Source organism: Micromonospora sp. USAFONa4 (assembly GCF_057197825.1).
In genome coordinates this window covers 995,062-1,021,818 of the sequence record NZ_CM170072.1, presented here as the reverse complement: position 1 = coordinate 1,021,818, position 26,757 = coordinate 995,062, and the positions used below count along the sequence as shown (strand labels likewise).

The following is a 26,757-nucleotide window of genomic DNA, read 5'->3' as shown; positions in this document are numbered from 1 at the left end:
ATTTCTATGTATCGAGGGGTCGACCGGTGCATCCGGCTCGCCGTGCAAATTCCCGCTGTCGAACATCGGCGCTGGACGGCAACACCAAGCTCGATGGCCGTCTACGAGGGGTGGCGCTCCTCAACCAGCTGCACCTCCGAGAGCTGTGCCTTCGGGTCCCGCGCTCCGGCGGTGAGTAGCTGACGGAAGTGCAGAACCAATTCCTGTATCGCATCGCGGTCGAATACCTCGGTAGCGTATTCGGCGCGCAACGACCATCGTGTCGGCGAAACGGGGATCACCTCGACCATCAGGTCGAGCTTGGCGGTTCCGTTGTGAATGGACAGTTGTCGGACCTCCGTGCCGGCGAAGGTCACGGGGGCAGGCGTGACCGATTGAAGTGCGAAGGCGACCTGCGTGAAGGGCTGGCGGCTCCGGTCGCGGGGAGGGCTGAGCTCCTGCACGAGCTGAACGAAGGGCACATCCGAGTTGCTGAATGCGCCGAGCGCCGATTGCCTCACCCGCTCCATCATCTCCACGAACGTCGGCGCGCCGCCGGTATGGGCGCGCAGGACGACCGTGTTCATCAGGAGCCCCACGAGAGACTCCGTACCGGGATGATGGCGGCCCGCGACCGGCACGATCATCGCCACGTCGTCCTGGTCGGCGTATCGTGCCAGCAGTTCCTGGAACGCCGCGGCGACCGCCATGAAGAGCGTGCAGCCGTGATCCTCAGCCGTCGCACGGAGTTGGACCATGAGGGGACCGGGCAGGTCGACCTCGACCCGATCGCCGCTCACCGGTCGCTGTTTCGGGCGCGGCCTGTCGGTGGGCAGGTCGAAGGGGACGTAGCCGGCGAGGGCTGAACGCCAGTGGTCCAGCTGGCGCGCCAGCCGTTCGCCGCTGAGCCATCGCTGGTACCACGCCGCGAACTCGGAGTACGTGACGTCGAGCGTCGGCAGTCGTGCCGGCCGCGATTCCACGATGCTGTCGTAGAGTTCGCTCAGCTCCCTGGTGAGGACACCGATCGACCAGTCGTCGCAGATGATGTGGTGCAGACAGAGAAGCAGAACGTGCCTGTCAGGGCGAAGCCGCACCAGGCTGCCGCGCAGCAGGGGTGCGCGTTCGAGGTCGAAGGGTGTCCGAGCCACGAGGCGCATCTGCGCCTCCAGCACCGCTGGGTCGTTGCCCGTCGCATCGACCTCGTCAAGACTGACGCTCGCGTGGGGATGCACCCGAAGGGTGGAGACGCCACGGCTCTCCGGGAAGGACGTGCGCAACACCTCGTGCCGGCTCACCAGGAGGTGCAACGCCTGGTTCAGCGCGGCCACGTCGATCTGCCCCGTGAGTTCGTAGGCCAGGGGGACGTTGTATATCGGTAGCTCGGGATACACCTGGTGCAGGAGCCACTGACCGCGTTGGGTCGGGGACAGGGCGCCGGCCGGCTGGCCTGCCACCTCTCCGGCGGCGACGGCCGGCTGGGCGGGACTTGCCACCCTCTCCGCCCTCGCCGCCAGTGCTGACAGGACCGGGTGGGCAAAGATGTCATCCAAGCCGATCCGGACATGCTCCGCCGATTCCAGAAGGTGCACCACACGCATCGCCGCGAGGGAATCGCCACCAAGCGCGAAGAAGTCGTCTGCGGACTCCACCACGTCCACCCCGAGCACCGTCTGCCACGCCCGCGCAATCGGCTGCTCGTCAGGACTGAGGGGAGAGGGCTCGTCGCCGACGCGGCCGGCGTGATCGGAGATAGCCCGTACGTCGATCTTGCCGTTCGGTGTGAGCCGCAGCGTCTCCACGATGACGATGTCGGTCGGCACCATGTACGACGGCAGCGCGGCGGCGCACATCTCCCGGAGGTGTCGGGCGGTGACCGGTTCCACCAGTGGGCGAGGCTGCACGTGGGCCACCAGGCGACGCCGTCCGTCCGGACGACCGACCACGCCTACGACGGCCCGCTCCACTCCCGGGTGGGTGTGCAGTACGTTCTCGACGTCACCGAGTTCGATCCGATGCCCGTTCACCTTCACCTGACGGTCCCGGCGCCCGACGATCTCCAGCGTCCCGTCCGCGCGGTACCGTCCGAGGTCCCCCGTCCGGTACAGGCGGGCACCAGGGCGGCCGCCGAGGTGGTCGGGCACGAAACGCTCAGCGGTGAGACCCGGTGATCTCACGTAGCCGCGGCCGACCCCGGAACCACCGAACACCACTTCGCCGACGACCCCGTACGGGACCGGTTGGAGATTCTCGTCGAGCACGTAGACCTCGATGTTGGGGTTGGGGCGCCCCAGAGGCGTGGTGCCTCGACCGCCTGCGGCGGCAACGGCGGTCGCATCCACGCAGCAACCGCCGACGGTGACCTCCGTGGCGCCGTACTGGCTCAGCACCCTCAGCCCCGCCGCCCGGGCCGCGAGGGACCTGACGACCTCCAGCCGCAGCGGTTCACCGCCGACGAACAGCGTCCTGGTGGCCAGTTCTCCGCCCCGTAGTCGAAGCTGCCCTTCGAGGACTTCGAGGTGCGACGGGGTGAGCCGGACGAAGTCGAAGTCGGCGTCGCCGGTGAGCGCGTCGACCACCTTGTCGATCCTCGCGCCGTCGGGCAGCAACACCACCTCCGCGCCCCTCATGAGGGGTACGAAGATGCACGGCACGGTGAAGTCGAAGCTCAGCCGGGTGTGCACCAGGGTGCCCTGCCGATGGCCCGTGGGCAGCACGGAATCAGCCCACAGCAGGTAGTTCACGGCGCTTCGGTGCTCGATCATCGAGCCCTTCGGCGTGCCGGTGGAGCCGGAGGTGAAGATGACGTACGCCAGATTGCGTGGGGCGGCGAGGGACTCCGGGCGGTCGCCCGGTTGTGCCCACAGCTCGGTGGCATGCCGATCGACGTCCAGAACGGCAAGACCAGTCGGCACCAGGAGGTCAGCGGTGTCGGCATCCGTGATGGTCAGGCTGACCCCGGCGGCCGCGAGAGTGGTCGCCGTGCGCTCCAGAGGCTGATCGCGGTCCTGCGGTACGTATGCTGCGCCAGCCTTGAGGATCGCCAGGATCGCGACGATCACCCTCGGCTCCCGCCTGAGGAGGACGCCTACCCGGCATTCCGGCCCGATCCCGCGCTGACGGAGCAGCCGAGCGAGTCTGTTGGCCTGACGCTCCAGCTCCCCATAGGTGAGCGTGGATTCACCACACGAGACCGCGACGGCGTCCGGCACCCGATCCGCCTGCCTCTCGAACAGCTCGTGCAGGCACAGGTCGGGCGTGCTGGCTGCCCTGCCCCGGCCCCACTGCCGGGTGATCGTGGCGGTCTCGTCGGACGTCAGCACGGTGAGAAGACGAGCAGGGGTGTGCGGATCAGCGTATGCGCTGCCCAGCAGAGTCATCAGGTGAGTGACCATGCGGCGGGCGGTGTCGCGGTCGAACAGTTCGGGGTCGTAGCTGAGCCGACCGTCGAGACCGGCGGAGGTCGCGGTCATCGTCAGCCTGATCTCCGCCCGGAAGGTGCTCCCATCGGCCACGGGAGACTCCAACGGCTCGCCGTGGACCGTCGTCCCCTCGCCGTACCAGGCAAAAACCGCGCGTGCCGTCCGGGTCCGAGACCCGGCTCGGTGTCCGCCGTCGCCCGGTTGTTCTGCCGGGTCGCCAAGGAGGCGCCTGAGTTCGGAGGCGTTCGCTCTGGCCAACGCGTCGAACCCCAGTGGCCCGGGATCGCCACACTCGACGACGGTGCCTGGCTCCGTGGTGTGCTCGTGCGCCCTGGCTGACCCGACGGGCGCACCCATGACACCCATGACGAATCGTCTCTGCCCGCTGTACCGGTGCAGCAGCAGGCGCCACGCGGTCTGGAGAACCACCCACCTGTCGGTCCCGACCCGACCAGCCAGTGCGTCGACCTGTTCGGCCACGACTCCGGTGATGGCGAATGGCTCGTCCGCCCTACGGCTACCGGCAGCACGAGTACGCGGCCGGTCGGTTGGCAGTTCGAGGAGTGATTCGTCTCCCGGAACCCCGTCGGCTAACTCGGGCGATTGCTCAGTCACGGCCGCTCCTGTGGCAGAGATGGGTTGCGTTCTCTCCTCTGGCGTGGAGGGAGAGGGATTGACCAGCAGGAGGAGGGATAACGGAGAGTAGGCAAGGGCAGGAAGGTGAGCCGCGCGGGGAGTGAGTGCCGGGCCGGCAGCCCGCTCCAGACGCCAACCAGGTCTGTAGGCGTCAGCCGCTGAGACCACCCATGCTGACCGTCCGGTCGAGGCCGCCGTCAGGATGGTCTAGAGGGTCACACCCACCCCGGACTCCCACGGAAGGCCGAAGGTAAGACGTCGTGCATGCTTCGGCTCCTTGGTGGCAGCGCATAGACAGAGATTTAGTGATACTGTTGCGGAGCGGAATCGAGCGGCCACACGTCTGGCGGTGTGCCTTTCGGCCCCTTCCGCCTGAAGACGGACAGATGCATGAATGGCTCCAGCCCTCGTGTGGAAAGATGCGCGGGTAAAGGTAGGCTGACCCAACGGCTTTTCACCGCGGGCAGGCGAGCGTTCATGTGATCGCAGCAAACAACCTCAAAAAATCAATTCACCATGAGGTGAGCGCCGCATCCGATTGCGTATCCCCGCGGTCGGATGCCGCTTTATTACGTATCGCCCTCCTGGTGGGGGATCCTACGCACAGCCAGTGGATCAAAGCAACATCTTCGATCGTCACTTAGGGGTCGCTTTGCGGGGGGCGCGCCGCAGGTTGACGGCGGCCTCACCGGCGCCGGGCCGGACGCGTTCGTCGCCGGCGGCAGCATCCTGACGCGCGCGTAGGCGGCCACGTCCACGCCGGCGTGGACGACCCATGCTGAGGTACGCCGGCGCGCATCCTCGCCACGTTGGCCGGCGGGTGGAACTCGTCGGCCTCAGCGAAGGTCAGTCCAGTCACCTCGCTGATGCGTCTGGCCAGTGTCGTCTCGCCCGCGCCGGAGACGCCCATCACGACCACGTGCCGCGTCGGGGGCGCGCCTTCACCAGTCATGGACGGTGCCGTCCTGGAGGCGGTTGAACGGCAGGTACGCCGGTTCTCTCCGCAGCCGGGGTCACGCTGCCCGAGTCGCCGACCTGGGACCGGGCGCTCACCGCCGCCAAGGCGCCGAACACCTACGGCTGGATGCTCAAGCTGGCCACCTCGGACACGGGCGGGGCGTACCTGCTCTCCATGCTCACCCGCTCCACCGGCGGGCTGCTCTCCGACGGGAACGGCAAGGCCATGCTGGACACCGCCGACGGCCCGGATGGACGGCGCGACCTACTGGCAGGAACTCCGGTACATCACCGTGCCGGCGCTCAGCAAGCTGATCGGTGCTCTCGTCGTGCTGCGGACCACCTGGGTGTTCAACAACTTCGACTTCGTCTACCTGACCACCGCGGGCGGACCGGACGCGTCCACCCTGACCCTGCCCGTGTACGCGTTCCAGGTCGGCTGGACCAACTACGAAGCCCGTGGGGCTCGCCGCCGGAGTGGTCGACTGGGCGACCACCGTCTGTGCCCTGACCAGCGCCGGCTACCTCGGCGCCGTCACCTTCGAGTACGAGCGCCGCTGGTGCCCCGAAGCGCTGCCGCCCCCGCAGGACGGCCTGCCCGCCGATCGTGACCTGCTCCGCCGCCTGATGGACGAGGAAACCTCCCGATGCGCCTGACCACCTTCGCCGTCCCGGACGATCCCGCACCACACTGGGGGTTCCTCGTCGGCACCCCCGACGCTGGTGAGATCGTTGACGTCGCGCTTCTCGACGGGCCGTACCCGTCGAGCGTCGCCTACCTCGTCGGCCTCGATCCGCCCGCCCGCGACGCCGTGAGTGAGCCGCCTCCGCGGCCGTGGACATCCGGCCGCCGGAGCGGAGCGGACGACTGGCGGGGGAGGCGGGGCGGCGACGTCGCGGGGACACCCGACAGCTCGCTCCACCGCCCGTTCCCACGCGTCAACCGTCCAGGGTTCACGGGATCGTTGCGTCGATGGGATGGTGGGATCAGTGCTCAGTCGGCTCGGCCTCTGTGCTACCGGTCGTGACGGCGTCGGCGGCCATGCGGAGGGTGTCGGTCTCGGACTCGAGTCGCAGGGCGTCAGCGGGTAGCGCGCGCTCGGCGGAGAGGCCGTTCATGAGGGTCGCCAGGAACCGGGCTCGTCGCTCGACGTCGTTCGCCGGGATCGCGCCCTCGTCGGCGAGGACGGTCAGCCATCGCTCGATGCGGTGCAGCCCCAGCCGCTCGAGCGAGCGGTACGCGGCGACCTCGTCGTCCGTCGGGTCGGACGCGATGTACGTCTCGTGGATCGCGCGCCAGTGCTCGCGCGCCCGATTCCCGGTACCGACCTGCGAGAGCAGCTGTCGCAGGCACTCGACGAGACGCTCTGCCGGTGCTCGTGCGGTGTCGAGGATGGGATCGCCGGGGATGTCGATGTCGTAGATGCCGGCGACGACGGCGTCGACGAGCGCTCGTTGCGTCGGGAAGAAGTGACGGAGCGAACCCGTGCTGACGCCTGCCCGCGCGGCAACTGCTCGCACGCTCAGCCGAGCGGTCGGGTTCTCCCCGAGCATGGTCGCCGCGGCGATCAGGATCCTGTCTCGGGTGTCTCGTCTCGCTGGTCGGTCCGGCATCTCAGAACCTCCTCACATCTTATTTCTAGCACAGTGTGCTAGCTTCGAAGTGAGTAGCACAGCGTACTAGTGGCGCGGTGATCGACGACAGGAGGTTCTCGGATGGCGTTCAGAGGATTGCGCGACCGCCGTGCGGCATGGCGCGTACGCCCTGGCAACGGTGAGCCGCTGCCGCGCTTCCGCTGGTGGCAGCTGCTGAGCCGGTCCGTGCGAACGCTGACGCTTCGCGCACCGGGCGGCTCCTCCTCCACCTACGCGGTCGACGTCCGTCAGTTGGGCGATCACGACGACGGCGCGGTACGCGCGCGGCTCTACCGCGACGGTGCACTCCTTTCGGTGTCGACGATGCCGGCTCGTTTCCCCGTGCCGGGTGGTCACATCGAGGTCGCCGTCGGTGGCTACGGCCTACGACGCTGCCACTACGTGCAGGCCGACGGTGCTGCGACGCAGCTGACGCCCCATCCCGCTTCCGCTGAGGGCCGGCGCGCCCACCTGCACCGCACACGCCCAGGGCTGAGCCGCCTCGTCGGCGTCGTCTCGACCCTGCTCGTGCTGGTCGGGATCTGCGTCGCCGTGCCACAACTCGTCGAGACGATCTCGCACGCTCCACCCGTGGCGGATTCCCTCGGGACGTTCGATCTCCCCGTGCACATCCCGCTCGCGGCGAACCTCGTCGCCGGCATCGCGGCGGTCGCGGGCAGCACCGAGCGCGCGCTGCGCCTGCGGTCGAACTGGCTCGACACTCTCGCGAGCTGACCACGCGCCCCTGTGTTCCGCCGGGCAGGGGTCGACCGTCCTGGCCCGTGCCGGGCCAGGACGGTGTCCCTGGCGGCGTCTTTCTGTGGCAGCGTCCCGGTTTATCCCCTGGCTGGGTGACCGGTGCCGTGCGTCGGGTGTGGAGGTGCTCACTGCGAGACCGCGGTCGCCTCCAGGCCGCACCCCCGCGGGATGTCAGCAGTACAGGTTGGCGCCCGGATCCACGCCCAGGATCTGCGCGAACCGCTGATACGTGGTCACCCGGTTCTGCACCGTGGCCGGGTTGCGGCCGTCGCACTCCAGAGCGCCGTTGATGCTGCGGATGGTACCGCCGAAGCCCTGTGAGCCGAGGATCGCCGAGTGCGCGGGCTGGCTGTTCGGGCCGTTCTGGGTCATCCAGTACCAGACGCCGGTCTGCCACGCCACCGACGCCTCGTTCTTGACCCGGTCCGGGTTGTTCAGCAGGTCGATCCCCAGCGCGTCACCGGCGGCCTTGTAGTTGAAGTTCCAGCTGAGCTGGATCGGGCCCCGACCGTGGTAGGCCGACTGGCCCGCCGGGCAGCCGTAGGGCCGGGAGCGGTCGCAGTACAGCGGCCAGTTGTTCTGGTTCTGCTCCTCGACGTAGCGCAGTTGGCCCGACTCGTGGTCGATGTTGGCCAGGAACGCCGCCGCCTCACGCTTGCGCGCGGTGGTGTCGCCGGTGCCGGTGAAAGCGGGATACTTGCGGGCCGCGTCGATCAGGCCGGCGTACGAGTAGAACGGGATTCGTAGCGGGAACATCTGGTTGTACTGTGCCTCGCTGACCGGGAACCCGTCGGTGCCACCGGGGGGCGGAGTGGTGCCGCCCCCGCCGGAGCAGGTGTGCGGCTCCCAGTACCAGGTGCTGACGACCGGGTCGTACCCGGGATTCTCGTGCTTCGCCCGGTAGAGGTTGCCGTTGGTGTAGCGCACGATCGAGCCGGCCGGGTAGAAGGTGCCCGCAGCCCAGCTCGGGTAGTTGCAGGTGTCGCCGCCTCCGCCCCCACCGCAGGGGCCGTTGTCCTGCCACACCCCGGAGCCACCGGTGCTGGGCGTCTCGTACTGCGTCCACCACTTCGCGGTCCAGTTCCGGCCCTGGTACGAGGCGCGCATGGAAGCGGTGTAGACCGCACTGTTGTTGTACGGCGCCGCGCAGGCTTCGGCCGCGGCCGACGGTGTCGTTGGCAGCAGTGCTGCGGCAGCACCCGCGACAGCCATGCTGACCGTCGCGATGATTGCCATCAGGCGTCTTCTGGAGCATTGGTCTCCTTGGATATACCGCAGCCGCGGCCCTACTGTAAACAAGGTTTCGTAATCACTTCCGCGTTGCCTGGTGGACCGCGGAACGGGCCGGCCGGGACGTCGTCCTCCACGCGGTGGCTCCCGGCGCGACGTGCCCGGCCTGCTGGTGCCGATCGACAACCCTGACTGCCTCGTTGACCTGCCCTACGGCCTGCCGTAGCGTTGCCGATCAATGCCGGCCATGGGGGCCACCGGCATCATCCCTAGGAGCAACGTTGGCGATCCCTGGATTCTCCATGCCCAGACGCAGGCTGGCGGCCACTGTCGCCGCCCTGGTGGCGGCAACGGTCAGCGTGGTGGCGGTAGCTGACCCTACCAGCGCCGCCCCACCGTCCACTTCGAAGACAGGCTCGTGGATCGTGCGGCTCGACGAACCGTCGCTGGCCGCGCACCAGGCGAAGTCAGGCAAGGCGAACGCCAGGTCGGCTGAGGCCCGCACCTACACCGACCGGCTCGCCGCCCGGCAGTCGGAGGTCGCCAAGCTCATCGGCAAGCGGCTGGGCCGCGAGGTGAAGGTGAGCAGCTCCTTCCGCAACGTACTCAACGCCATCGTCATCAAGGCGGACGCGGGGGAAGCCGCGAAACTGGCGAAGGTGGCGGGCGTGGCCGCGGTCGAGCCCGAGGAGGTGTACGAGCTCACCAGCGACGCCAGTCACGAGATCATCGGCTCGCCCGCGGTCTGGGCGGGCGAGACCGGCCCGAAGCTGGCCACCAGGGGTGAGGGTACGGTCGTCGGCATCCTCGACAGTGGCATCAACGCGGGCCACCCGGCCTTCGCCGCCACCGACGGGGAGGGCTACACGCACACCAACCCGTACGGCCGGTACCTGGGTGTCTGCGACCCGGCACACCCGAACCACGACCCGATCTGCAACGACAAGCTCGTCGGCGCGTACAGCTTCGTGTCGGGCAACTCGGCCCGGGACACCAACGGCCACGGCAGCCACACCGCCTCCACCGCCGCCGGCAACCGGCACCAGGTGACCCTGAAGTACGGCCCGGACCAGCCGGTGCGGACCGTTCAGGGTGTCGCGCCGCGCGCCAACGTGGTGGCGTACCGGGTGTGCATCGAGAGCTGCCCGGTCTCGTCCATCCTGGCCGGCATCAACCAGGCCGTGGCCGACGGTGTCGACGTGCTCAACTACTCGATCTCCGGGGCGGACCGGCCGTGGACCGACTCGGTGAGCCGGGCGTTCCTGGAGGCGTTCGGGGCCGGCATCTTCGTGTCGGCGTCGGCCGGCAACAGCGGGCCCGGTGGCGGTACGGTGGCGCACACCTCGCCTTGGAACGCCTCGGTCGCGGCGACCACCACCGACCGTACCTGGGCCAAGTCCCTGTCGGTGGTCGGCCCGACGCCGGTCCCGCCGGCGTTGGCGAAGCTGACCGGCTGGCCCGGCTTCGGTCCGGGCAACTCCAGCCCGATCGACGCCGAGCTGCGCTACTCCGGCGAGGTGGGTACGGCCACGGGCTGCTCCGCGTTCCCGGCGGGCTCGCTCGCCGGGGCGATCGCGCTGATCCCGCTGGGCACGTGCACGTCGGTCGTCAAGATCACCAATGCGGCCAACGCCGGTGCCGTCGCGGCCGTCCTGTTCGAGCGGCAGCCCGGTCCGCCGCTGTTCCTCTCCGGCGTGGAGAAGACGACGATCCCCGCGATCAGCGTCACCCAGGCCGACGGTGAGGCGCTGCAGAGCTTCGTCACCACCACCGCCGAGCCGGTGACCGCCCGCCTGGGCGCTGCCACGGAACTGGCCCGCGACGCCGGCAGTGCCGACCTGGTGGCGTGGTTCAGCTCCCGGGGCCCGAGCGACTACGACCTGCTGGCCCCGACCCTCGCCGCCCCCGGGGTGAACATCCTCGCGGCCTACCGTGAGGTCGACGGGGACCCGGACCAGTACAACATCATCCGCGGTACGTCGATGGCCTCGCCGCACGTGGCGGGCGCCGGAGCGCTGCTGGCCGCGCTGCACCCGGACTGGTCCCCGGCGCAGATCCGCGCCGCGCTGGCCGGCACCGCCGACCCCGAGGGCGTACGCGAGGGATCCGGCGCCCCCGCGGACCCGCTGGACGCCGGGGCGGGTCGCCTCGACCTCGCCGCCGCCGGCCGGGTCGGCCTGGTGATGGACGAGTCGTACGCCGACATGCTGGCGGCCAACCCGGCCACCGGCGGCGTGCCGCGCGAGCTGAACGTGCCGTACCTGGTGAACCGGCAGTGCAACATGTCCTGCTCGTGGATCCGTACGGTGACCAACGTCGCCGACACCACCGCCACCTACTCCGCGTCGGTGACGGCACCGGCGGGGCTGACGGCGACGGTGACCCCGGCGACGTTCACCCTCGCTCCCGGTGCGAGCCAGCAGCTGACCGTCGACCTGAACGTCTCGGGCAGCTCCGGTGGCAGCTGGACCTTCGCCGACCTGCGGGTGACCACCGACGGCCACCACGCCAACGGCGCGGCCATCGCCGGGGTGCACTACCCGGTGGCGGTGATCCCGGTGGCTCCGGGAATCACCGTCGACCCGACGACGATCGAGGTGACGCAGAAGCCGGGCCTGTCCACGACCCGCGGCGTCACGATCCGGAGCACCGGCAACGGCCCGCTGACGTGGCAGCTGGCCGGCGGCGACGGATGCGTCCTCCCAGACCAGGTGGACTGGCTGTCGACGGACGCCACGTCCGGCACGCTCAACCCCAACAGCTCGACCCAGCTCCGGTTCACCGTGGACTCGACCGGCAAGGCACCGGGCACGCTGCGAGCCACGCTCTGTGTGGCGAGCAACGACCCGGCCAAGCCGAGCATCCCGGTCACGGTGACCCTCGTCGTCTCCGACCTGCCGACCATGGAGGTCACGCCGGAGCTGGCCGTGACCCAGCCGGCGGGAACGGTCACCGGCACGAAGCTGACCATCGGGAACACCGGCACCGCGCCGCTGGAGTGGACCATCGGCGAGGCCCCGGTCGTCGCGAACCGGACCGCGCTGGCGACCACCGACCCGAAGCGACGCGAGCTGCTGCGCAACGGCGTCCTGCTGGTACCCAACACCGCGCTGCCCGGTGTGGCGGCCTTCGACCCGCAGGACGGTGACCTCCTCGAACCGGCGTTCATCACCTACCCGCCGGAGACCGAGGTGGACCTGGGGACCACCACGCACATCATCCTCAACCAGGCGCAGGATGGTTTCCTGGTCTCGTCCCAGAGCACCGGTGCCGTCTACTCGTTCGACCTCGACGGGCAGTACCAGGGGGTGCACGCGCCGGTCGGTGGACCGAATCCGGGCATCATGGGCAACGTCCGGGGCATGACGCTCTCGCCCCGGGGCACCCTGCTGGTGGCCTCCGGCAACGGCAACAAGGTGGTGGAGTTCGACGCCAAGGGCAACTACCTGCGTGACTTCATCGCGTCCGGGGCCGGTGGGATCTCCGGCCCGTGGTACCTCACCTTCCGGGAGAACGACCTGCTGGTCTCCGCCAGCGGCGGCAACATCCACCGGTACGACCATTCCGGTCAGCCGCTGTCGGTCTGGGAAGACACGATCAACTTCCCGCAGCAGATGCACCGGCAGGAGAACGGCAACCTCCTCGTGGCGGCCTTCTCCAGCCCGCAGGGCGTCTGGGAGATCGACCCGAACGGCGCACAGGTCAACCGGTACACCGGGGCGCTCAGCAACCGTGGGGTGCACCCGCTGGGTAACGGGAACATCCTGACCACCAACGGTGGCGGGGTGCACGAGATCGATCGCGGGTCGGCGCTCGTCGAGACCCCGCTCGCCACCAACGGCGCCCGGATGATCAGCGAGGTCGCGCGGTCCCAACCGTGTGACGAGGCGGCCGACGTACCGTGGTTGCGGGTGGCCACGTCGAAGGGCAGGACCCCGGCGGGTGGCAGTAGCAAGGTCACCGTCCTGGTCGACTCCACCGGGCTGACGTCCGGGACGCACGAGGCGCATCTCTGCGTCGCGGGCAACGACCCGGACAGCCCGCTGCTGGGCGTACCGGTCAAGGTCACGGTCACCGACCAGACGTGTGCCCGTACCGTCACCGGAGTGCACCCGGGCCCGCTGACCGCGTCGGCCGGGCTGACCTGTCTCGCCCACGGGTCGTCCGTCGCCGGCAGGGTGACCGTGGCGCCGGGGGCCAGCCTGCACACCGACGGTGCGAACATCGTCGGGGCGATCTTCGCCGGACGCGCGGCCGGCGTGCAGCTGTCCGACACGACCGTCGTCGGCGCGGTCACCCTCAACGGCGGGACCGGCCCGCTGTCGCTGACCGGTAACCACGTGACCGGCCTGGTGTCGCTGACCGGTAACAAGACCTCGGCAGCACCGCTGGTCTCCGGCAACACCGTCGTCGGGCCGCTGAAGTGCAGCGGTAACGAGCCGCCACCGGCCAACGGCGGCGTGCCCAACACGGTGTCCGGAGTCGTCACCGGGCAGTGCCGTGGCCTCTGACCGATAGCGCGAAGTAGGCACCAACCGCCGGATGGCCGGGCATCCCGCCCGCCATCCGGCGGCTTTCTGGCCGCGTACCGGCGTCGGGGCACCGATCCCGCCGGTTGGCTATCCTCGCGAATCGTGGCTACCACCCCGACCTGGCCTGACGGGCGGCCGGCCGGCTCGAAGCTGGAGCGGCGGGTCGTCGCCGCCGCACAGGACGCTCTGGCCCGCCATCGGCATGTCTCGCCGCTGGCCCTGCTCGGCGCGCTCGGTTGGCTGCCAGGCGATGTGGTCGACCGGTGGCGTCAGGGCCGCCTCCCGGAGTTGGAGCGGGGTGCGGCGGTGCCGCCGTCGCGGCTGCTGGAGGCGCTGGAGATCCTCTGCCGTTGGGCCAGGGGAGAGGGGCTGGACCCGGGCGAGATCGACTATGTCGGCGCGACCCGCGATCGGCGCCCGCTCCGCTTCACCGCCAGCGGTGATCCGGAGGTCGAGCGGGTCTACCGGACGCACTGGACATCGGCCGCGCTCTCCGAGTCCGCCCGGGAGCGGCTGGTGCAGCGGCAGAGCGCCCCGCCGGATCTGGTGGTGCACTCGGCGCTCACCGACTGGACGTGTGCCGACTGCGGCGACACCGGCGACCTGCTCGTCCCCGAGGACGGGCGGACCCTCTGCCTGACCTGCGCCGACCTGGACCATCTGGTCTTCCTGCCGGCCGGGGACGCGGCGCTGACCCGACGGGCCAAGAAGTCCAGCACGCTGTCCGCCGTGGTGTTGCGGTTCAACCGGCCGCGCAGGCGGTACGACCGGTTGGGGCTGTTGGTGGAACCGGCAGGGCTGGACAGCGCCGAGCAGCAGTGCCTGGGCGACGAGGCCGCGCGGTCGCGTCGCCGTGAGCGGGACCGGCAGCGGCGGGCTGACCAGGACGTGGCGTTGATGGCGCGGATGGCCGAGGAGATCCGCCGGCTCTTCCCGCGTTGTCCGGCGTCCCGGGCCGAGACCATCGCCGGGCACACCGGCCTGCGGGGCAGCGGGCGGGTCGGGCGTTCCGCCGCGGGCCGCGCGGTGGACGAGGACGCGATGACCCGCGCGGTGATCGCCTCGATCCGGCACGAGGACACCGAGTACGACCGGCTGCTGATGGCCGGCGTGCCGCGCAGCGAGGCGCGGGAGCGTATCCGGACCGACATCGACCGTGTCCTCGCCGCCTGGCGCTGACCCGGGATCCTCGTCACCGTCAACAGCATGACCCGCCCCGGCAGGTGACACCGCTCGCCTCTGCCGCGTCCGCCTGATCCGTCTCTGGTGACGGAGTGTAATCGATCTTGTGGGCGCTGGAGTGGCCCGCAGCGCGCGGGCGCCTGGTGATCTCGCTCGGCGACCGGGGCTGAGCTGCGAAGCCGGCGACGCGTCCCAGCAGTCGGACGACTTCGAAGATGAAGGTCCTTCTTGATTCATTCGTAACATGCAGCTCACATTGTGGTGCTTGACACAGCTCCCGGCTCACACCATCATGGGAAACAACCAAGCGCTTGCTAGGTATCGGGAGGGGCTGCTTCCTCATTCCGGCCGGAACCCGTGAGCGCGAGGAGCCACCGGTCGGCCGTCCGGGCCGGCCGACCGACTTCGCACGCGAGACGCACAACTACCTATCACTGACGACCGGCAAGGCAGGGATAGAAGTGGCCGTATCAAGAAGTGGCACCACCGGTCTGGCGACGGGCCTGGTTGCCCTGTTGCTGGCCGTCACCGGCTGTGGTGGAGGCGGCGGCAACGACAAGCCCACCGACGGGACCGCCTCCGGGGCCCCCATCATCATCGGGATGGACGAGGACAGCACCGGTCCGGGCGCGTCCTACAGCACGATCGCCGGCGAGACGATCCGGCTGGCCGTGCAGGACGTCAACGACAAGGGCGGGGTCCTCGGCCGTCCGCTACGTCTGGTCGTCGAGAACGACGAGAGCGATCCGACCAAGGTTCCCGCGGTGCTGCAGAAGCTCGCCGGACAGGGTGCCAAGGCACTGCTGCTGCAAAGCGGCAGCGCGGCGATCATGCAGGCCAAGTCGACGCTGACCCAGCTCGGGCTGCCGGCGATCGCACCGACCGGCGTCACCGCCACGCTGGTCGAGCCGCCCAACAACGAGCTGATCTACATGCTCGCCAACACCACCGCCGACTGGGCCGACGTCTACTGCGGCGCGTTCAAGGCGGCGAACATCAGCAAGCTGGGCGTGTTGACCGACGACACCACCACCATCGCCGCGCTCAACAAGTCACTGCTGGGCGGGCTCGGCTGCGTCACGGTGGTGGCCACCGAGAAGGGCGCCGCCAACGCCTCCGACCTCTCCGCCCAGGTGGCCCGGCTGAAGAACGCCAACCCGGACGCCGTCCTGGTGACGAGCGTCGGCGGCGCCTTCGAGGTGCTCGCCCAGAACACCCTGGCCCGGCAGTTCACCGGCAAGCCGCGGTTCTCGCTGGCGTCGATCGGCAACCAGCCCTCCTCCTGGAAACTGGCCAACGCCGGTGCGCTGGAGGGACTGATCTTCATGGGCTCGATCAACCAGGAGAACCCCCGCACCAAGGCGCTCACCGAGCTGCTCAAGAAGAAGCACGGCAAGGACTACGAGGTCACCGCGTACGACGCGCAGGCCTGGGACTCGGTGCAGTTGCTGAAGCTGGCCATCGAGAAGGCCGGCAGCCCGGACGACCCGGCGAAGCTGAACACCGCGATCCAGAGCCTCACCGGCTACTCGGCCAGCTTCGGACAGCCGAACTTCACCCTGTCGTTCTCGGCGACGAAGCATCTCGGCGCGGACGGCCTGTGCGGGCTCTCGCTGATCGAGTTCGGTGCCGACAACAAGCCGAAGGGCCCCTGGTCCACCTTCCAGCCGCCCTGTTCCGGTTGATCCGGTGGAGGGGGCCGGCCGTCGAGGCCGGTCTCCTCCCGCCGTTCCGAGGGAGTGACGATGACAGACCCCCAGCTCTGGCTCTCCGCGGTGGAGATGGGCTGTTTCTTCGGCATGCTGGCCCTGGCCTACTACCTTGTCCAGGTCGGTGCCGGTTTCTTCAACTTCGCCATCGGCCCGTACGCGATGATGGGCGGCCTCTGCACGAGTTGGCTGGTCATCGAGTACGACCTCGGTGTCTGGTCGGCCGCCGGCATAGCGGTGGCGGTCACCCTGCTGCTCGCGGCCGTCACCGAGCTGGGCGTCGTCCGGCCGGTGCAGCGGCGCAGCGGCGGCGGTGAGCTTCCCGCCCTGGTCGCCGTGGCCGCCGTGCTCTTCGCCATCCAGCAGTTCGCCGGCTACCTCTTCGGCCATCCGACGTTGCCGGGGCAGAACCTGGCCACCTTCGAACCGGTCACGGTCGGCGAGATCGTGGTCCAGCCCAGCTCGTTCCTGCTGATCGGCGTGACGCTGTTCGCCTTCGGCCTGGTCGCGGTCTGGATCAGATCGACCCGGACCGGCCGGCTGTTGCGGGCGGTCGGGGACAGCAAACAGGCGGCGTCCCTGCTCGGCCTGCCGGTCAACCGGATCCGGCTGATCGCCTTCCTGCTGGCCGGCTTCCTCGCCGCGCTGGCCGGGCTGCTCTTCGCCCCCAAGGCCGGCGTGCACTCGCTCTCGGGACTGCACTGGTCGCTGTCCGGCTTCCTCGCCGTCGTGATCGGCGGCACGGGTTCGGTCTGGGCGCCGCTCTTCGGCGGGATGCTGCTCGGCCTGGCCGAGGTCTTCCTGCCCTACTACTTCGGGGGCCAGTCCCACGTGTACGGAATGCTCCTGATCGCCCTGCTCTTCTTCGCCTTCCGTCCCCAGGGACTCTTCGTCCGGACGGTGCGCGCATGACCGCCACGGCGACACCTCGCATCGAGGGCCCGCCGAGGCGCCGGGACATCCGTCAGGTGCCCGGCATCGGCGGGCTCGCCCTCGGCGTCGCCGCGGCCGTGCTGATCCTGGCCTGGGTGGGTTCCGACGGCTACCGGCAGACGCTCGTCACCGCCAGCGTCACGTACGCGCTGATCGCCCTCGGCATGTACGTGCCGTACCTGATGGCGGGCTCGCTGTCGATGGCCTACAGCGCGTACGCCGGCATCGGCGGTTACGCCGTCGGCCTGATCTCGACCCGCACCGACCTGCCACTCCTGCTGGCCTGGATCGCGGGCCCGATCGTGGCGGCGCTCATCGCGGTCCTGCTGGGTCTCGCCACCCGGCGGCTGTCCGGGTTCTTCCTCGCGGCGGTGACCCTGCTCTTCGGGATGGCGTTCACCGCGTTCCTCATCGACGGCGAGGGGATCACCGGCGGCTCCGCCGGCCTGGGCAACCTGCGTCCGCTGCACCTCTTCGGCTGGACGCCGAGCCACTACCAGGTGGTGGTCGGCTCGGTGGTGGTGGTCTGCGTCGTCGCCTTCCTGCTGGACCGGCTGCGCCTGTCGCCGTGGGGCGTGATCGTGCGGACGATGCGGGACGCTCCCCGGGCGGTGGAAGCTGCCGGTGTCCGCGTACCGATGATGAACCTGGTCGCGCTGGCGCTCGGCGCGGCGATCGCCGCGGTCGGCGGCGGCCTGTTCACCTACTCGGCCGGCAGCGTCACGCCCGACACCTTCACGCTGAACATCGTCTTCCTGGCGATCTTCATGCCGCTGATCGGCGGCTCCGGCACCCCCTGGGGCGCCGTCGCGGGCGCCGTGCTCGCCGTCCAGTTGACGCTGAACTTCCCGGCCGTCCAGGCCAGCGGTACGTTGCTGCTCGCGCTGGGCGTGCTGGTCATCATGCTGGTCGCGCCGAAGGGCGTGATCGGCTACGCCGACGAGCTGAGACGGCGCGCGATCGCGTTGCCACGGAAGGGGCGTACCGGTGGATGAGACGGAGCTGCTGGTCGGCCGCGGCCTGACCAAGCGGTACGGCGGGGTGACCGCGTTGGCGGAGGTGTCCTTCGAGCTGCGGCCGGGCGAGATTCTCGGCCTGGTCGGGCCGAACGGAGCCGGCAAGACGACCCTGGTGGACCTGATCTCGGGCGCGCAGGCGGCCACCGCCGGCGAGCTGCTGCTGCGCGGTCGCAAGCTCACCGGTCCGGCGTCCCGGCGGGCCCGGGTCGGCCTCGGGCGGACCTTCCAGTACCCGCAGCTGGCGCTGCACCTGAGCGTGCGGGACAACCTGCTGCTCGGCCGGCACGCGCGACGGCACGGCACGCCCTGGCAGATGCTGGTCGGCGCGTTCGCCGGCGCAATGCGCCCGGAGCGCCCCGCCGACCGGGAGGCCGTCAGGCAACTGGCGGGAGAACTGGGCATCGAGGGGCTCGACCGGATGGCGGGCGACCTCACGTTGGGCGAGCAACGGCTCGTCGAGGTCGGCCGGGCCCTGGGCCAGGATCCGGTGGTCCTGCTGCTCGACGAGCCCTTCGCCGGGTCGGACGCACAGGGTGTCGCCGGCATCGCCGAGGTCATCCGGACCGTCCAGCGGCGGGGGCACGCGGTGATCCTGGTCGACCACAACGTGGACCTGGTCGCCCGGCTGGTCGACCGGGTGCTGCTGCTGGACCGTGGCCGGGTCGCCTTCGACGGTGCTCCGGGGGAGTGCCTGGCCAGCCCGGAGATGCAGCGGGTCTACTTCGGCGCGCACGACGCCGACGACGACGGTGCGGAGGACGGGGATGGCACCGGCGCGGACGGCGACGCGGCCGTCGCCGGCAACCAGGTGCGACGACAGGGGAGGGTGGAGGATGTCCGCTCATGAGTTGCGGGTGGAGGGGCTGAGCGTCCGGTACGGGCACGCCAGCGCCCTCTCCGCCGCGACGGTGACGGTGCCGGGCGGCGCCATCACCGCGCTGGTCGGGCCGAACGGCGCGGGCAAGAGCAGCCTGCTGCTCGCCGCCTACGGCTCGGTGCCCGCCACCGGTCAGGTCCTGCTGGACGGCACCGACGTCAGCCGGCTGCGGCCGGCGGCCCGGGCCCGGGCGGGGATCGCGATCGTCCCACAGGGGCGGCAGCTCTTTCCGCACCTCGACGTCGTCGACAACCTCCAGGTGATGGCGGAACTGCTGCACCTGCCGCGCAGCGTCGTGCAGGGCGCGCTGGACCGCTTCCCGATCCTGCAGACCCGCCGCCGCAGCCTGGTCGGGGTGCTCTCCGGCGGCGAGCAGCAGATGTTGGTGGTGGCGCGGGCGCTGATGGGCTCGCCCCGGGTGCTGCTGCTGGACGAGATGACGACCGGGCTGGCTCCGCTGATCGTGCAGGAGCTCGGCCGGACGGTGACCGCGCTGGCCGCCGAGGGCGTGGCGGTGTTGCTCGCCGAGCCGGCCCTGGGGGTGCTGCGCCGGATCGTCGACCGTGGCTACGTACTCGTCCGGGGCGAGGTGGTGGCCTGTGAGGAGGGCGGTGGTCGCGCGTTGGACGACGCGTACCGCGCCGCGATGGGTGTGCAGCGCCCGCGCGAGCTGCGCCCGGCGAGCTGACTCTCGCCGGGCGGGGCGCCGCCCACGGGCGGCCAGCCGGGTGGCCGCCCGTGGGCGGCGAGCAGTTGGCCGGTGACGAACCGGGCCCGGTCGCTGGCCGGGGCCCGGTCACTGCCGAGCAAGGGATTGGTGGGCTGTCGGCATGGGGTTCAAGCTCGGCGTGCTGCCGGTGCTGGGTGGGCGCGGCGCAGCCGATCCCGGCGTCACCGCGGCCTTCGTGCGGCAACTGGAGCAGCTGGGCTGCGAGTCGGTCTGGGCGGTGGAGCACCTGGTGGTGCCGGAGGCCTACCGGTCCGACTATCCCTACGACCCGAGCGGCCGGATGAGCCTGGGTCCCGGCGACGACATCCCCGACCCGCTGGAGTGGTTGACCTTCGCGGCGGCGCACAGCAGCCGGCTGGTGCTCGGCACGGCCATGCTGATCCTTCCGCTGCACCACCCCGTCGGCCTGGCGAAACGGCTGGCCACGCTGGATGTGCTCAGCGGCGGCCGGTTGATAGCCGGGGTCGGCGTGGGCTGGCTCCGCGAGGAGTACGACGCGGTCGGGGTGCCGTTCGCCGGGCGGGGCCGGCTCGCCGACGAGTACCTCGACGTGCTGCGCGCCCTCTGGACCGGCGCGCCGGCCAGCCACCACGGCTCTGCCGTGCGCTTCGACGCGGTGCACAGCGCGCCACGGCCCACCCGGCCGGGCGGGGTCCCCGTCATGGTCGGCGGGCACAGCGCCGCGGCGGTGCGCCGCGCCGCCCGCTTCGCCACCGACTTCTATCCCCTCGGCGTGGACGTGCCGGCCCTGGCCCGGCTGCTGGACCGGCTCCGCGCCGAGTGCGCGGCGCTCGGCCGGGATCCGGCCGAGGTCGCGGTGACCGTACGGGGTCCGGAGACCCGGGCGGAGGCGGACGCCCTGCGTGAGCTGGGCGTGGCGCGGGTGGTCATCCGGGCCGACCCACGGGACCCGGAACTGCTCGCCACGACGATCGACAGGTATCGCCGCGAGATCCTGGGAGAGTGACGGCCGTACGGAACGCCGGGACGGAGGCGGCGGCAGGGGCGGATGGACCGTTGCCATTCAACCAAGCGCTTGCTAGGTTCGCTTCATGGATTTCGCGTTTCCGGCCGGCGAGACGGTCGTCGTCACCGGCGCCGGTAGCGGGATCGGCCGGGCGACCGCGTTGCTGGCCGCCGCCGCCGGTCTGCGGGTGGCCGCGTGGGACGTCCAGGACCGGGCGGTCGCCGCAACGGTGGACGAGATCGTCGCCGCTGGTGGCGACGCCCTCGCGCTGACCGTCGACGTGGCCGATCCCTCAGCGGTGCGGGCGGCGATCGCCGCCAGCGGCCCCGCCCGTTACCTGGTCAACAACGCCGGCCCGGCGAGCAGCGTCGACCTCGACTTCGACCGGGCGCTCGCGCTCACCGTGGGCAGCGTGCGGACGGTCACCGACGCGTGGCTCGCCGGCCGCCCCGGCGCCGGAGCGGCGGTCGTCAACGTCGCCTCGGTCGCCGGGAACCTGGTCGGCACCGATTCCGCCTGGTACTGCGCCGGAAAGGCCGGCATCGCCGGCTACACCCGGCACCTGGCCACCCGGCTCGCCCCGGCGGTACGGGCCAACGCGGTCGCGCCGGGACTGATCGACACCCCCCGTACCGCCGGCTTCGCCGCCACCGACCTCGGCCGTGACCTCGTCGCCCGTAACCCGATGGGGCGCCCGGGCCGGCCGGAGGAGGTCGCCCACGCGGTGCTCTTCCTGCTCGCGCCGCTCGCCGGCTATCTCAACGGCGTCCTGCTGCCGGTCGACGGCGGCTGGACGGTCACTCAGTAAGGGAGAACCGATGCCGGAAGCTGTCATCGTCGCCGCGGCCCGTTCACCGATCGGTCGCGCCGGCAAGGGCTCACTGGTCGGGATGCGCGCCGACGATCTCGTCACCGAGATCACCAGGGCGGCCCTGGCGCAGGTCCCCGCGCTGGATCCGCGGACCCTGGACGACGTCCTGCTGGGCTGCGCCCAGCCGGCCGGCGAGCAGGGCTACAACCTGGCCCGGATACTCGCCCTGCGGCTGGGGCTGGACGAGGTGCCCGGCACCGTCGTGCAGCGCTACTGCGCGTCGTCGGTGCAGACCACCAGGATGGCCCTGCACGCGATCAGGGCGGGGGAGGGGCACGCCTTCGTCTCCGCCGGCGTGGAGATGGTCTCCCGCTACGACCGGGGGAAGGCCGACGGCATGCCCGGCACCCACCACCCCCGCTACGCCGCCGCCGAGCAGCGGACCGCCGCCCTGGCCGAGGACGGCGGGCAGTGGTCCGACCCGCGCTCCGCCGGGCTGGAGCCCGACGTCTACATCGCCATGGGGCACACCGCCGAGAACGTGGCCCAGCACTACGGGGTCAGCCGCCAGGAGCAGGACGAGTTCGCCGTACGCAGCCAGAACCTGGCCGAGCGGGCGATCGCCGACGGTTTCTTCGCCGCCGACATCACGCCGGTCACCCTGCCCGACGGCACCGTGGTCGACCGCGACGACGGCCCGCGCGCCGGGGTCACCCTGGAGAAGGTCGCCGCCCTGAAGCCGGTCTTCCGTTCCGACGGCACCGTCACCGCCGCCAACTGCTGCCCGCTGAACGACGGCGCCGCCGCCCTGGTGGTGCTCAGCGACGTACGCGCCCGCGAGCTCGGCCTGACCCCGTTGGCGCGGGTGGTCTCCAGCGGGGTCTCCGCGCTCAGCCCGGAGATCATGGGCCTCGGTCCCGTGCAGGCCAGCCGACGCGCGCTGGCCCACGCCGGGCTCGCCATCGGCGACATCGACCTGGTGGAGATGAACGAGGCGTTCGCGGCCCAGGTGATCCCGAGCTACCGGATGCTCGGGATCGACCCCGACCGGCTCAACGTCCACGGTGGAGCGATCGCGCTCGGCCACCCGTTCGGCATGACCGGGGCCCGGATGACCACCACCCTGGTCAACGCGCTGCGGTTCCGGGACCGGCAGTTCGGCCTGGTGACCATGTGCACCGCGGGCGGTCAGGGCATGGCGCTGATCATCGAGCGGCTCTCCTGATGCCCGGCGTGCTGGCCGGCAAGGCGGTCGTCGTGACCGGCGCCGGTCGGGGGCTGGGCGAGGCGTACGCCAGGCTGGCCGCCGCCGAGGGCGCCTCGGTCGTGGTCAACGACGTCGACGCGGCGGCCGCCTCGGCGGTCGCCGGCTCGATCGGGGCGCTGGCCGACGACTCGGACATCGCCACCTGGGCCGGGGCCGGCCACCTGATCGACGTGTGCCGCCGGGCGTACGGGCGGGTGGACGGGCTGGTCAACAACGCCGGGCTGTTCCGGCTCGCGGACCCGCGCGAGCAGGACCCCGACGAGTTCCGCCGGGTGGTGGAGGTGAACCTGCTCGGCACCGCCTACTGCGGACTGCACGCGATCCGGGCGATGCTGGCGCAGGGTTCCGGTTCGGTGGTGAACGTGACCTCCGGCGCGCAGGCCGGTACGGCCGCGCTCGCCGCGTACGGTGCGAGCAAGGGCGGAGTCGCCTCGCTGACCTGGTGCTGGGCGGCGGACCTGGCCGGCACCGGGGTGCGCGTCAACGCGGTCTCGCCCAACGCGCACACCCGGATGGCGGACGCCTTCGAGCGCCACCTGGGCGCCCGGGCCCGGGGGCAGAACGTCGGCAAGTCTCCGGCCAGCAACGCGCCGGCCGTCATCCACCTGCTCTCGGACGCGGCGGCCGGCGTCTCCGGTCAGGTCGTCCGGATCGACGGCGACGAATTGTCGCTGGTGGCGCCACCCCGGCAGGCCGCCAGCGTGCGGATGTCGCGGTGGACGGTCGCCGCGGTGGCCGACGCGTTCGCCGGCGACCTCGGCCTGCACCGTTAGGCGCCGTGCCCGGTCGGTCAGTTCCTGGCGCGGTTGGTCAGGCCGTCCAGGAAGAGCGAGGTGCATTCCTCGGCGAGGCGGGAGGTGGGGTGGTCGGCGCTGGGCTTGAACCAGCGTGCGGACAACCACACGGCGTCCCGCATCAGTCGATAGAGGATCTTCGGGTCGACGTCGGCGCGGAAGGTGCCCTCGGCGAGGCCGGCCTCGATGACGGTCAGCCAGGCGTTCTGCACCTCCCGGCCGGCGTTGCGGAGATAGTCGAACCGGTCGAACTGCAACAGGTAGTTGACGTCGTTCTGGTAGATCTCCGTCGCGTGCGGGTGTGCCTCGACGACCTCCAGCGAGGCCACGATCAGGTCGTGCAGGCGCTGGCGGGCGTCTGTCTCCTGTGCCAGGACCTGCGCGTAGCGGTGCTGGAGGTCCCGGAGGAAGGACGAGACGATCTCGTCGACCATCGACTCCTTGGAGTCGAAGTGGTGGTAGAGGCTGCCGGAGAGGATGCCGACGTCGTCGGCGATCTGCCGGACCGTGGTCGCCGCCACCCCCTTGCTCGCGAACAGGGCGGCGGCGCTGCCGAGGATCGCCTCGCGCCGGACTCCAGGCTCTCGCGCCATGTTTTCTCGCAGACAGACTCGACGGAACAGGGTCTTGGTCGTTGGACGTCGGAAGGGCTTCCCGCCGGACGGCCCCCGAGAGTGTACCGGCGGCATCGGCGGGTCGGGTCGCTCCGGATCGAGGGTAGCGCAACCAACCAAGCGCTTGGTAAATTTTGCGCATGCGGCCCTGAACATCGAGTCGTGCTGATCCAGCCGACGCGGGTGGGCCGACCGCGGATGGCCGGGCGACCGGCGGCGAGAAGGCGGCAATGGCTGACGAGCGGATGACATGACCGTGGACGCGACCCCACCGGCCCCGGCCGACGAGGAGGCGGTCCCCGGCGCCGGCCGACGGTGGTGCGGCGGACCGATGAGGGGCCGGTACGAGGACAGGGTCGCGCTGGTCACGGGCGCCGCCGCCGGGCTGGGCCGGGCGACCGCGCGCCGGCTGGCGGCCGAGGGCGCCCGGGTGGCCTGCCTGGACCTGCGCGCCGACGACGCGGGTCTCGGCCCGGCCGGCCTGGCGCTCGCCGGGGACGTCCGCGACGAGGCGGCGGTGGGCGAGGCGGTGGACCGGACGGTCGCGTGGGGCGGCGGCCTGGACCTGGTGGTGACCGCCGCGGGAGTGGCCTCCTTCGGCCACACCACCGACGTTCCGCTCGCCGAGTGGGAGCGGATGCTGGCGGTCAACCTGACCGGCACCTTCCTCACCGCTCGGGCGGCGCTGCCGCACCTGGGCGCGGCCCGTGGCGCGCTGGTCACGGTCTCGTCGCTGGCGGGGGTGCGGGGATACCGCTACAGCGCCGCGTACTCGGCGGCCAAGGGCGGGGTGGTCGCGTTGACCCGGGCGCTCGCCGTCGAGTACGCCCCGGCGGGGATCAGGGTCACCTGCGTCTGCCCCGGCTCGATCGACACCGGGCTGACCCGGAACCTGACGCCGGTGCCGGCGGCCGACCCGAGGCTGCTGGCACACGGCCGGGCACTGGTCGACCCGCCGGTGTCCCAACCCGAGGAGATCGCGGGCGCGATCGCCTATCTCGGTTCGCCGGAGGCGCGCTTCGCCACCGGCGCGGTGCTACGAATGGACGGTGGGGCGGGTGTCTGAGTTCTCCGCGGCGACGATCGAGCGGTACCACGGTGACGGTTCCTGGGACGCCGACACGATCGCCGACCTGGTGGCCCGCAACGCCGCCGCCGCACCGGACGCCGTGGCCTTCCACGCTCCCGAGGGGACGCTGACCTGGCGGGAGTACGACGCGGCGGCGACCCGGCTGGCCGGCGCGTACGTGCTCGCCGGCCTGCCGCCGGAGCGACCGCTGGCCGTCCTGCTCACCGGGGGCGCGCTCACGCACGTCGCGTACCTGGCCGCGCAGCGGGCGGGTCTGGTCACGCTGGGGCTCGGGCCCCGGGCCGGCGACGCCGAGATCAGCCACCTGCTGCGGCACACCGAGGCCGCCGCGCTGGTCAGCCGGGCCGCGCACCGGGGCCGGCCCGGTCCGGAGATCGCCCGCGCCACCGGCGCGCCCGCACACCTGGAACTGGACCTGGTCGGCGGGCAGCCGGTGCTGCGCCGCGACGGCGCCGACCTGCCGATGCCGTCGGTGCCCGCCGCCGTCGACCTGCTGGACGGTCGTGGCCTCGGCCCGGACGACCTGTTCTTCCTCAACTCCACCTCGGGCACCACCGGGCGACCCAAGTGCGTGCGGGCGACCATGAACGTGCGCAAGTACTTCGCAGCGCTGGCCGCCGACGCCGGTGCCTTCGGCCCGGACGAGGTGGTGCTCAGCGCGCTGCCCGCCCCGTACGGCTTCGGTCTCTGGAGCGCGCACGTCGTGCCGGCGCGGTACCGGTTCCCCACCGTCCTGGCCGCCGAGTTCGACCCGGCCGGGACGCTGGACCTGATCGAGCGCCACCGGGTGACCGTTCTGGCGGCGGTGACCAGCCAGTTCATCATGTTGCTGAACCACGAGTCGTTCGCCCGGCGGGACCTCTCCTCGCTGCGGGTCCTCTTCACCGGTGGCGAGCGGGTGCCGCCGCACCGGGCGATGGAGTTCGAGGAGCGCACGGGCTGCGCCGTGCTCCAGTTCTACGGGTCCAACGAGGCCGGGCCGATCTCGGTGACCCGGGTGGCCGACCCCCGCCCGGCGCGGTTGGGCACGGCGGGGCGGCCGGTGCCGGCCATGCGGCTACGCCTGCTCGGCCCGGACGGGGAGGACATGCCGGAGGGCCCGGGGCAGGTGGCGGTGAACGGTCCCGGCTGCGCCCCCGGGTACTTCCGTGACGAGCAGGCCAACCGGCTGCTGTTCCGCCCCGACGGCTGGTTGCGCACCGGTGACCTGGGACGGCTGGACGAGGACGGGTACCTGACGATCACCGGGCGCACGGCGGACTTCATCATCCGTGGCGGGCACAACGTCAGCGCCCCGGTGGTGGAGGAGGCCGTCGGCGGGCATCCCCGCGTGGCCCAGGTCGCGGCGCTCGGCATGCCGGACGAGGTGCTGGGGGAGCGGGTCTGCGCCTTCGTGGTGACCCGCGACGGCGGCGAGTTGACCCTCGACGAGCTGCGGGTCCACCTCGACGCGACGGGCGTGTCCAAGGTCAACTGGCCGGAGCGGCTGGTCGACCTGCCCGCTCTTCCGTTGGGCGTCGGTGGCAAGGTCGACAAGGCGGCCCTGCGGGCCCTGCTCTGACCGTCCCCGCCAGCCGAGGGGAGGGCCCCGGCCCCCGGCCGGCGGGGGCCGGA

19 protein-coding genes and 1 pseudogene are annotated in these 26,757 nt (G+C 71.2%); 16 read left to right on the top strand and 4 right to left on the bottom strand.

Annotated elements, in window-relative coordinates:
* Window positions 1-101 precede the first annotated feature (101 nt).
* On the bottom strand, window positions 102-3,881 hold the full coding sequence (locus tag AC0OO9_RS03895; protein WP_484515641.1) for an amino acid adenylation domain-containing protein: 3,780 nt from the start codon (window positions 3,879-3,881) through the stop codon (window positions 102-104).
* A 1,364-nt stretch (window positions 3,882-5,245) separates the two neighbouring features.
* Between AC0OO9_RS03895 and AC0OO9_RS03890 the strand changes: the two are divergent.
* Together AC0OO9_RS03890 and AC0OO9_RS03885 are read left to right on the top strand one after the other, a co-directional pair.
* Window positions 5,246-5,428: pseudogene (locus AC0OO9_RS03890) on the top strand (ABC transporter permease subunit); the annotation flags it as partial.
* A 25-nt stretch (window positions 5,429-5,453) separates the two neighbouring features.
* Window positions 5,454-5,651 carry a hypothetical protein gene (locus tag AC0OO9_RS03885; protein ID WP_484518127.1) on the top strand — a complete coding sequence of 66 codons (198 nt, stop codon included), beginning with the start codon at window positions 5,454-5,456 and terminating at the stop codon, window positions 5,649-5,651.
* A gap of 330 nt (window positions 5,652-5,981) precedes the next feature.
* Here AC0OO9_RS03885 and AC0OO9_RS03880 read toward each other — a convergent pair whose 3' ends face one another.
* Entirely contained in the window at window positions 5,982-6,608 is a 627-nt protein-coding gene (locus AC0OO9_RS03880) for a TetR/AcrR family transcriptional regulator (protein ID WP_484515640.1), read from the bottom strand.
* A gap of 102 nt (window positions 6,609-6,710) precedes the next feature.
* On the opposite strand from AC0OO9_RS03880, the gene AC0OO9_RS03875 reads away from it, so the two are divergent.
* A complete protein-coding gene (locus AC0OO9_RS03875) occupies window positions 6,711-7,364 on the top strand; it encodes a hypothetical protein (protein ID WP_484515638.1) in 654 nt (217 codons plus the stop codon).
* A 195-nt stretch (window positions 7,365-7,559) separates the two neighbouring features.
* Here AC0OO9_RS03875 and AC0OO9_RS03870 read toward each other — a convergent pair whose 3' ends face one another.
* Complete coding sequence (locus tag AC0OO9_RS03870) at window positions 7,560-8,624, bottom strand: glycoside hydrolase family 19 protein (protein ID WP_484515636.1); 1,065 nt, start codon at window positions 8,622-8,624, stop codon at window positions 7,560-7,562.
* Between the two features lie 419 nt (window positions 8,625-9,043).
* Here AC0OO9_RS03870 and AC0OO9_RS03865 point away from each other — a divergent pair, with 419 nt between their 5' ends.
* The 11 genes from AC0OO9_RS03865 (at window position 9,044) to AC0OO9_RS03815 (ending at window position 23,418) form a co-directional block, all read left to right on the top strand.
* The gene (locus tag AC0OO9_RS03865) at window positions 9,044-13,129 is read left to right on the top strand and encodes a S8 family serine peptidase (protein ID WP_484515635.1); all 4,086 of its coding nucleotides are present in this window, start codon (window positions 9,044-9,046) and stop codon (window positions 13,127-13,129) included.
* A 123-nt stretch (window positions 13,130-13,252) separates the two neighbouring features.
* On the top strand, window positions 13,253-14,329 hold the full coding sequence (locus AC0OO9_RS03860; RefSeq protein WP_484515633.1) for a DUF2293 domain-containing protein: 1,077 nt from the start codon (window positions 13,253-13,255) through the stop codon (window positions 14,327-14,329).
* A 464-nt stretch (window positions 14,330-14,793) separates the two neighbouring features.
* Window positions 14,794-16,017, top strand: a complete 1,224-nt coding sequence (locus tag AC0OO9_RS03855; RefSeq protein WP_484515631.1) for an ABC transporter substrate-binding protein — start codon at window positions 14,794-14,796, stop codon at window positions 16,015-16,017.
* A gap of 60 nt (window positions 16,018-16,077) precedes the next feature.
* Window positions 16,078-16,953, top strand: coding sequence for a branched-chain amino acid ABC transporter permease (locus AC0OO9_RS03850; protein ID WP_421451089.1), 876 nt, complete (start codon window positions 16,078-16,080; stop codon window positions 16,951-16,953).
* Complete coding sequence (locus AC0OO9_RS03845) at window positions 16,950-17,969, top strand: branched-chain amino acid ABC transporter permease (RefSeq protein WP_484515630.1); 1,020 nt, start codon at window positions 16,950-16,952, stop codon at window positions 17,967-17,969. The genes AC0OO9_RS03850 and AC0OO9_RS03845 overlap by 4 nt, the downstream gene beginning before the upstream one ends.
* Window positions 17,962-18,840: an ABC transporter ATP-binding protein gene (locus AC0OO9_RS03840; RefSeq protein WP_484515628.1), complete on the top strand. Its 879-nt coding sequence runs from the start codon at window positions 17,962-17,964 to the stop codon at window positions 18,838-18,840. Before AC0OO9_RS03845 ends, AC0OO9_RS03840 begins: the two co-directional genes overlap by 8 nt.
* Complete coding sequence (locus AC0OO9_RS03835; RefSeq protein ID WP_421451084.1) at window positions 18,827-19,558, top strand: ABC transporter ATP-binding protein; 732 nt, start codon at window positions 18,827-18,829, stop codon at window positions 19,556-19,558. The genes AC0OO9_RS03840 and AC0OO9_RS03835 overlap by 14 nt, the downstream gene beginning before the upstream one ends.
* A gap of 142 nt (window positions 19,559-19,700) precedes the next feature.
* Window positions 19,701-20,567 (top strand): TIGR03619 family F420-dependent LLM class oxidoreductase, encoded by an 867-nt coding sequence (locus AC0OO9_RS03830; protein ID WP_484515626.1) that lies wholly within the window; start codon window positions 19,701-19,703, stop codon window positions 20,565-20,567.
* Between the two features lie 85 nt (window positions 20,568-20,652).
* Window positions 20,653-21,375, top strand: a complete 723-nt coding sequence (locus AC0OO9_RS03825; RefSeq protein WP_484515625.1) for an SDR family NAD(P)-dependent oxidoreductase — start codon at window positions 20,653-20,655, stop codon at window positions 21,373-21,375.
* A gap of 10 nt (window positions 21,376-21,385) precedes the next feature.
* Window positions 21,386-22,603: an acetyl-CoA C-acetyltransferase gene (locus AC0OO9_RS03820; protein WP_484515623.1), complete on the top strand. Its 1,218-nt coding sequence runs from the start codon at window positions 21,386-21,388 to the stop codon at window positions 22,601-22,603.
* Complete coding sequence (locus AC0OO9_RS03815; protein ID WP_484515621.1) at window positions 22,603-23,418, top strand: SDR family NAD(P)-dependent oxidoreductase; 816 nt, start codon at window positions 22,603-22,605, stop codon at window positions 23,416-23,418. The genes AC0OO9_RS03820 and AC0OO9_RS03815 overlap by 1 nt, the downstream gene beginning before the upstream one ends.
* Window positions 23,419-23,435: 17 nt before the next feature.
* Here AC0OO9_RS03815 and AC0OO9_RS03810 read toward each other — a convergent pair whose 3' ends face one another.
* On the bottom strand, window positions 23,436-24,032 hold the full coding sequence (locus tag AC0OO9_RS03810) for a TetR/AcrR family transcriptional regulator (protein ID WP_421451070.1): 597 nt from the start codon (window positions 24,030-24,032) through the stop codon (window positions 23,436-23,438).
* Between the two features lie 271 nt (window positions 24,033-24,303).
* On the opposite strand from AC0OO9_RS03810, the gene AC0OO9_RS03805 reads away from it, so the two are divergent.
* On the top strand, window positions 24,304-25,119 hold the full coding sequence (locus AC0OO9_RS03805; protein WP_484515619.1) for an SDR family NAD(P)-dependent oxidoreductase: 816 nt from the start codon (window positions 24,304-24,306) through the stop codon (window positions 25,117-25,119).
* The gene (locus tag AC0OO9_RS03800; RefSeq protein ID WP_484515617.1) at window positions 25,112-26,704 is read left to right on the top strand and encodes a class I adenylate-forming enzyme family protein; all 1,593 of its coding nucleotides are present in this window, start codon (window positions 25,112-25,114) and stop codon (window positions 26,702-26,704) included. Before AC0OO9_RS03805 ends, AC0OO9_RS03800 begins: the two co-directional genes overlap by 8 nt.
* Window positions 26,705-26,757 lie beyond the last annotated feature (53 nt).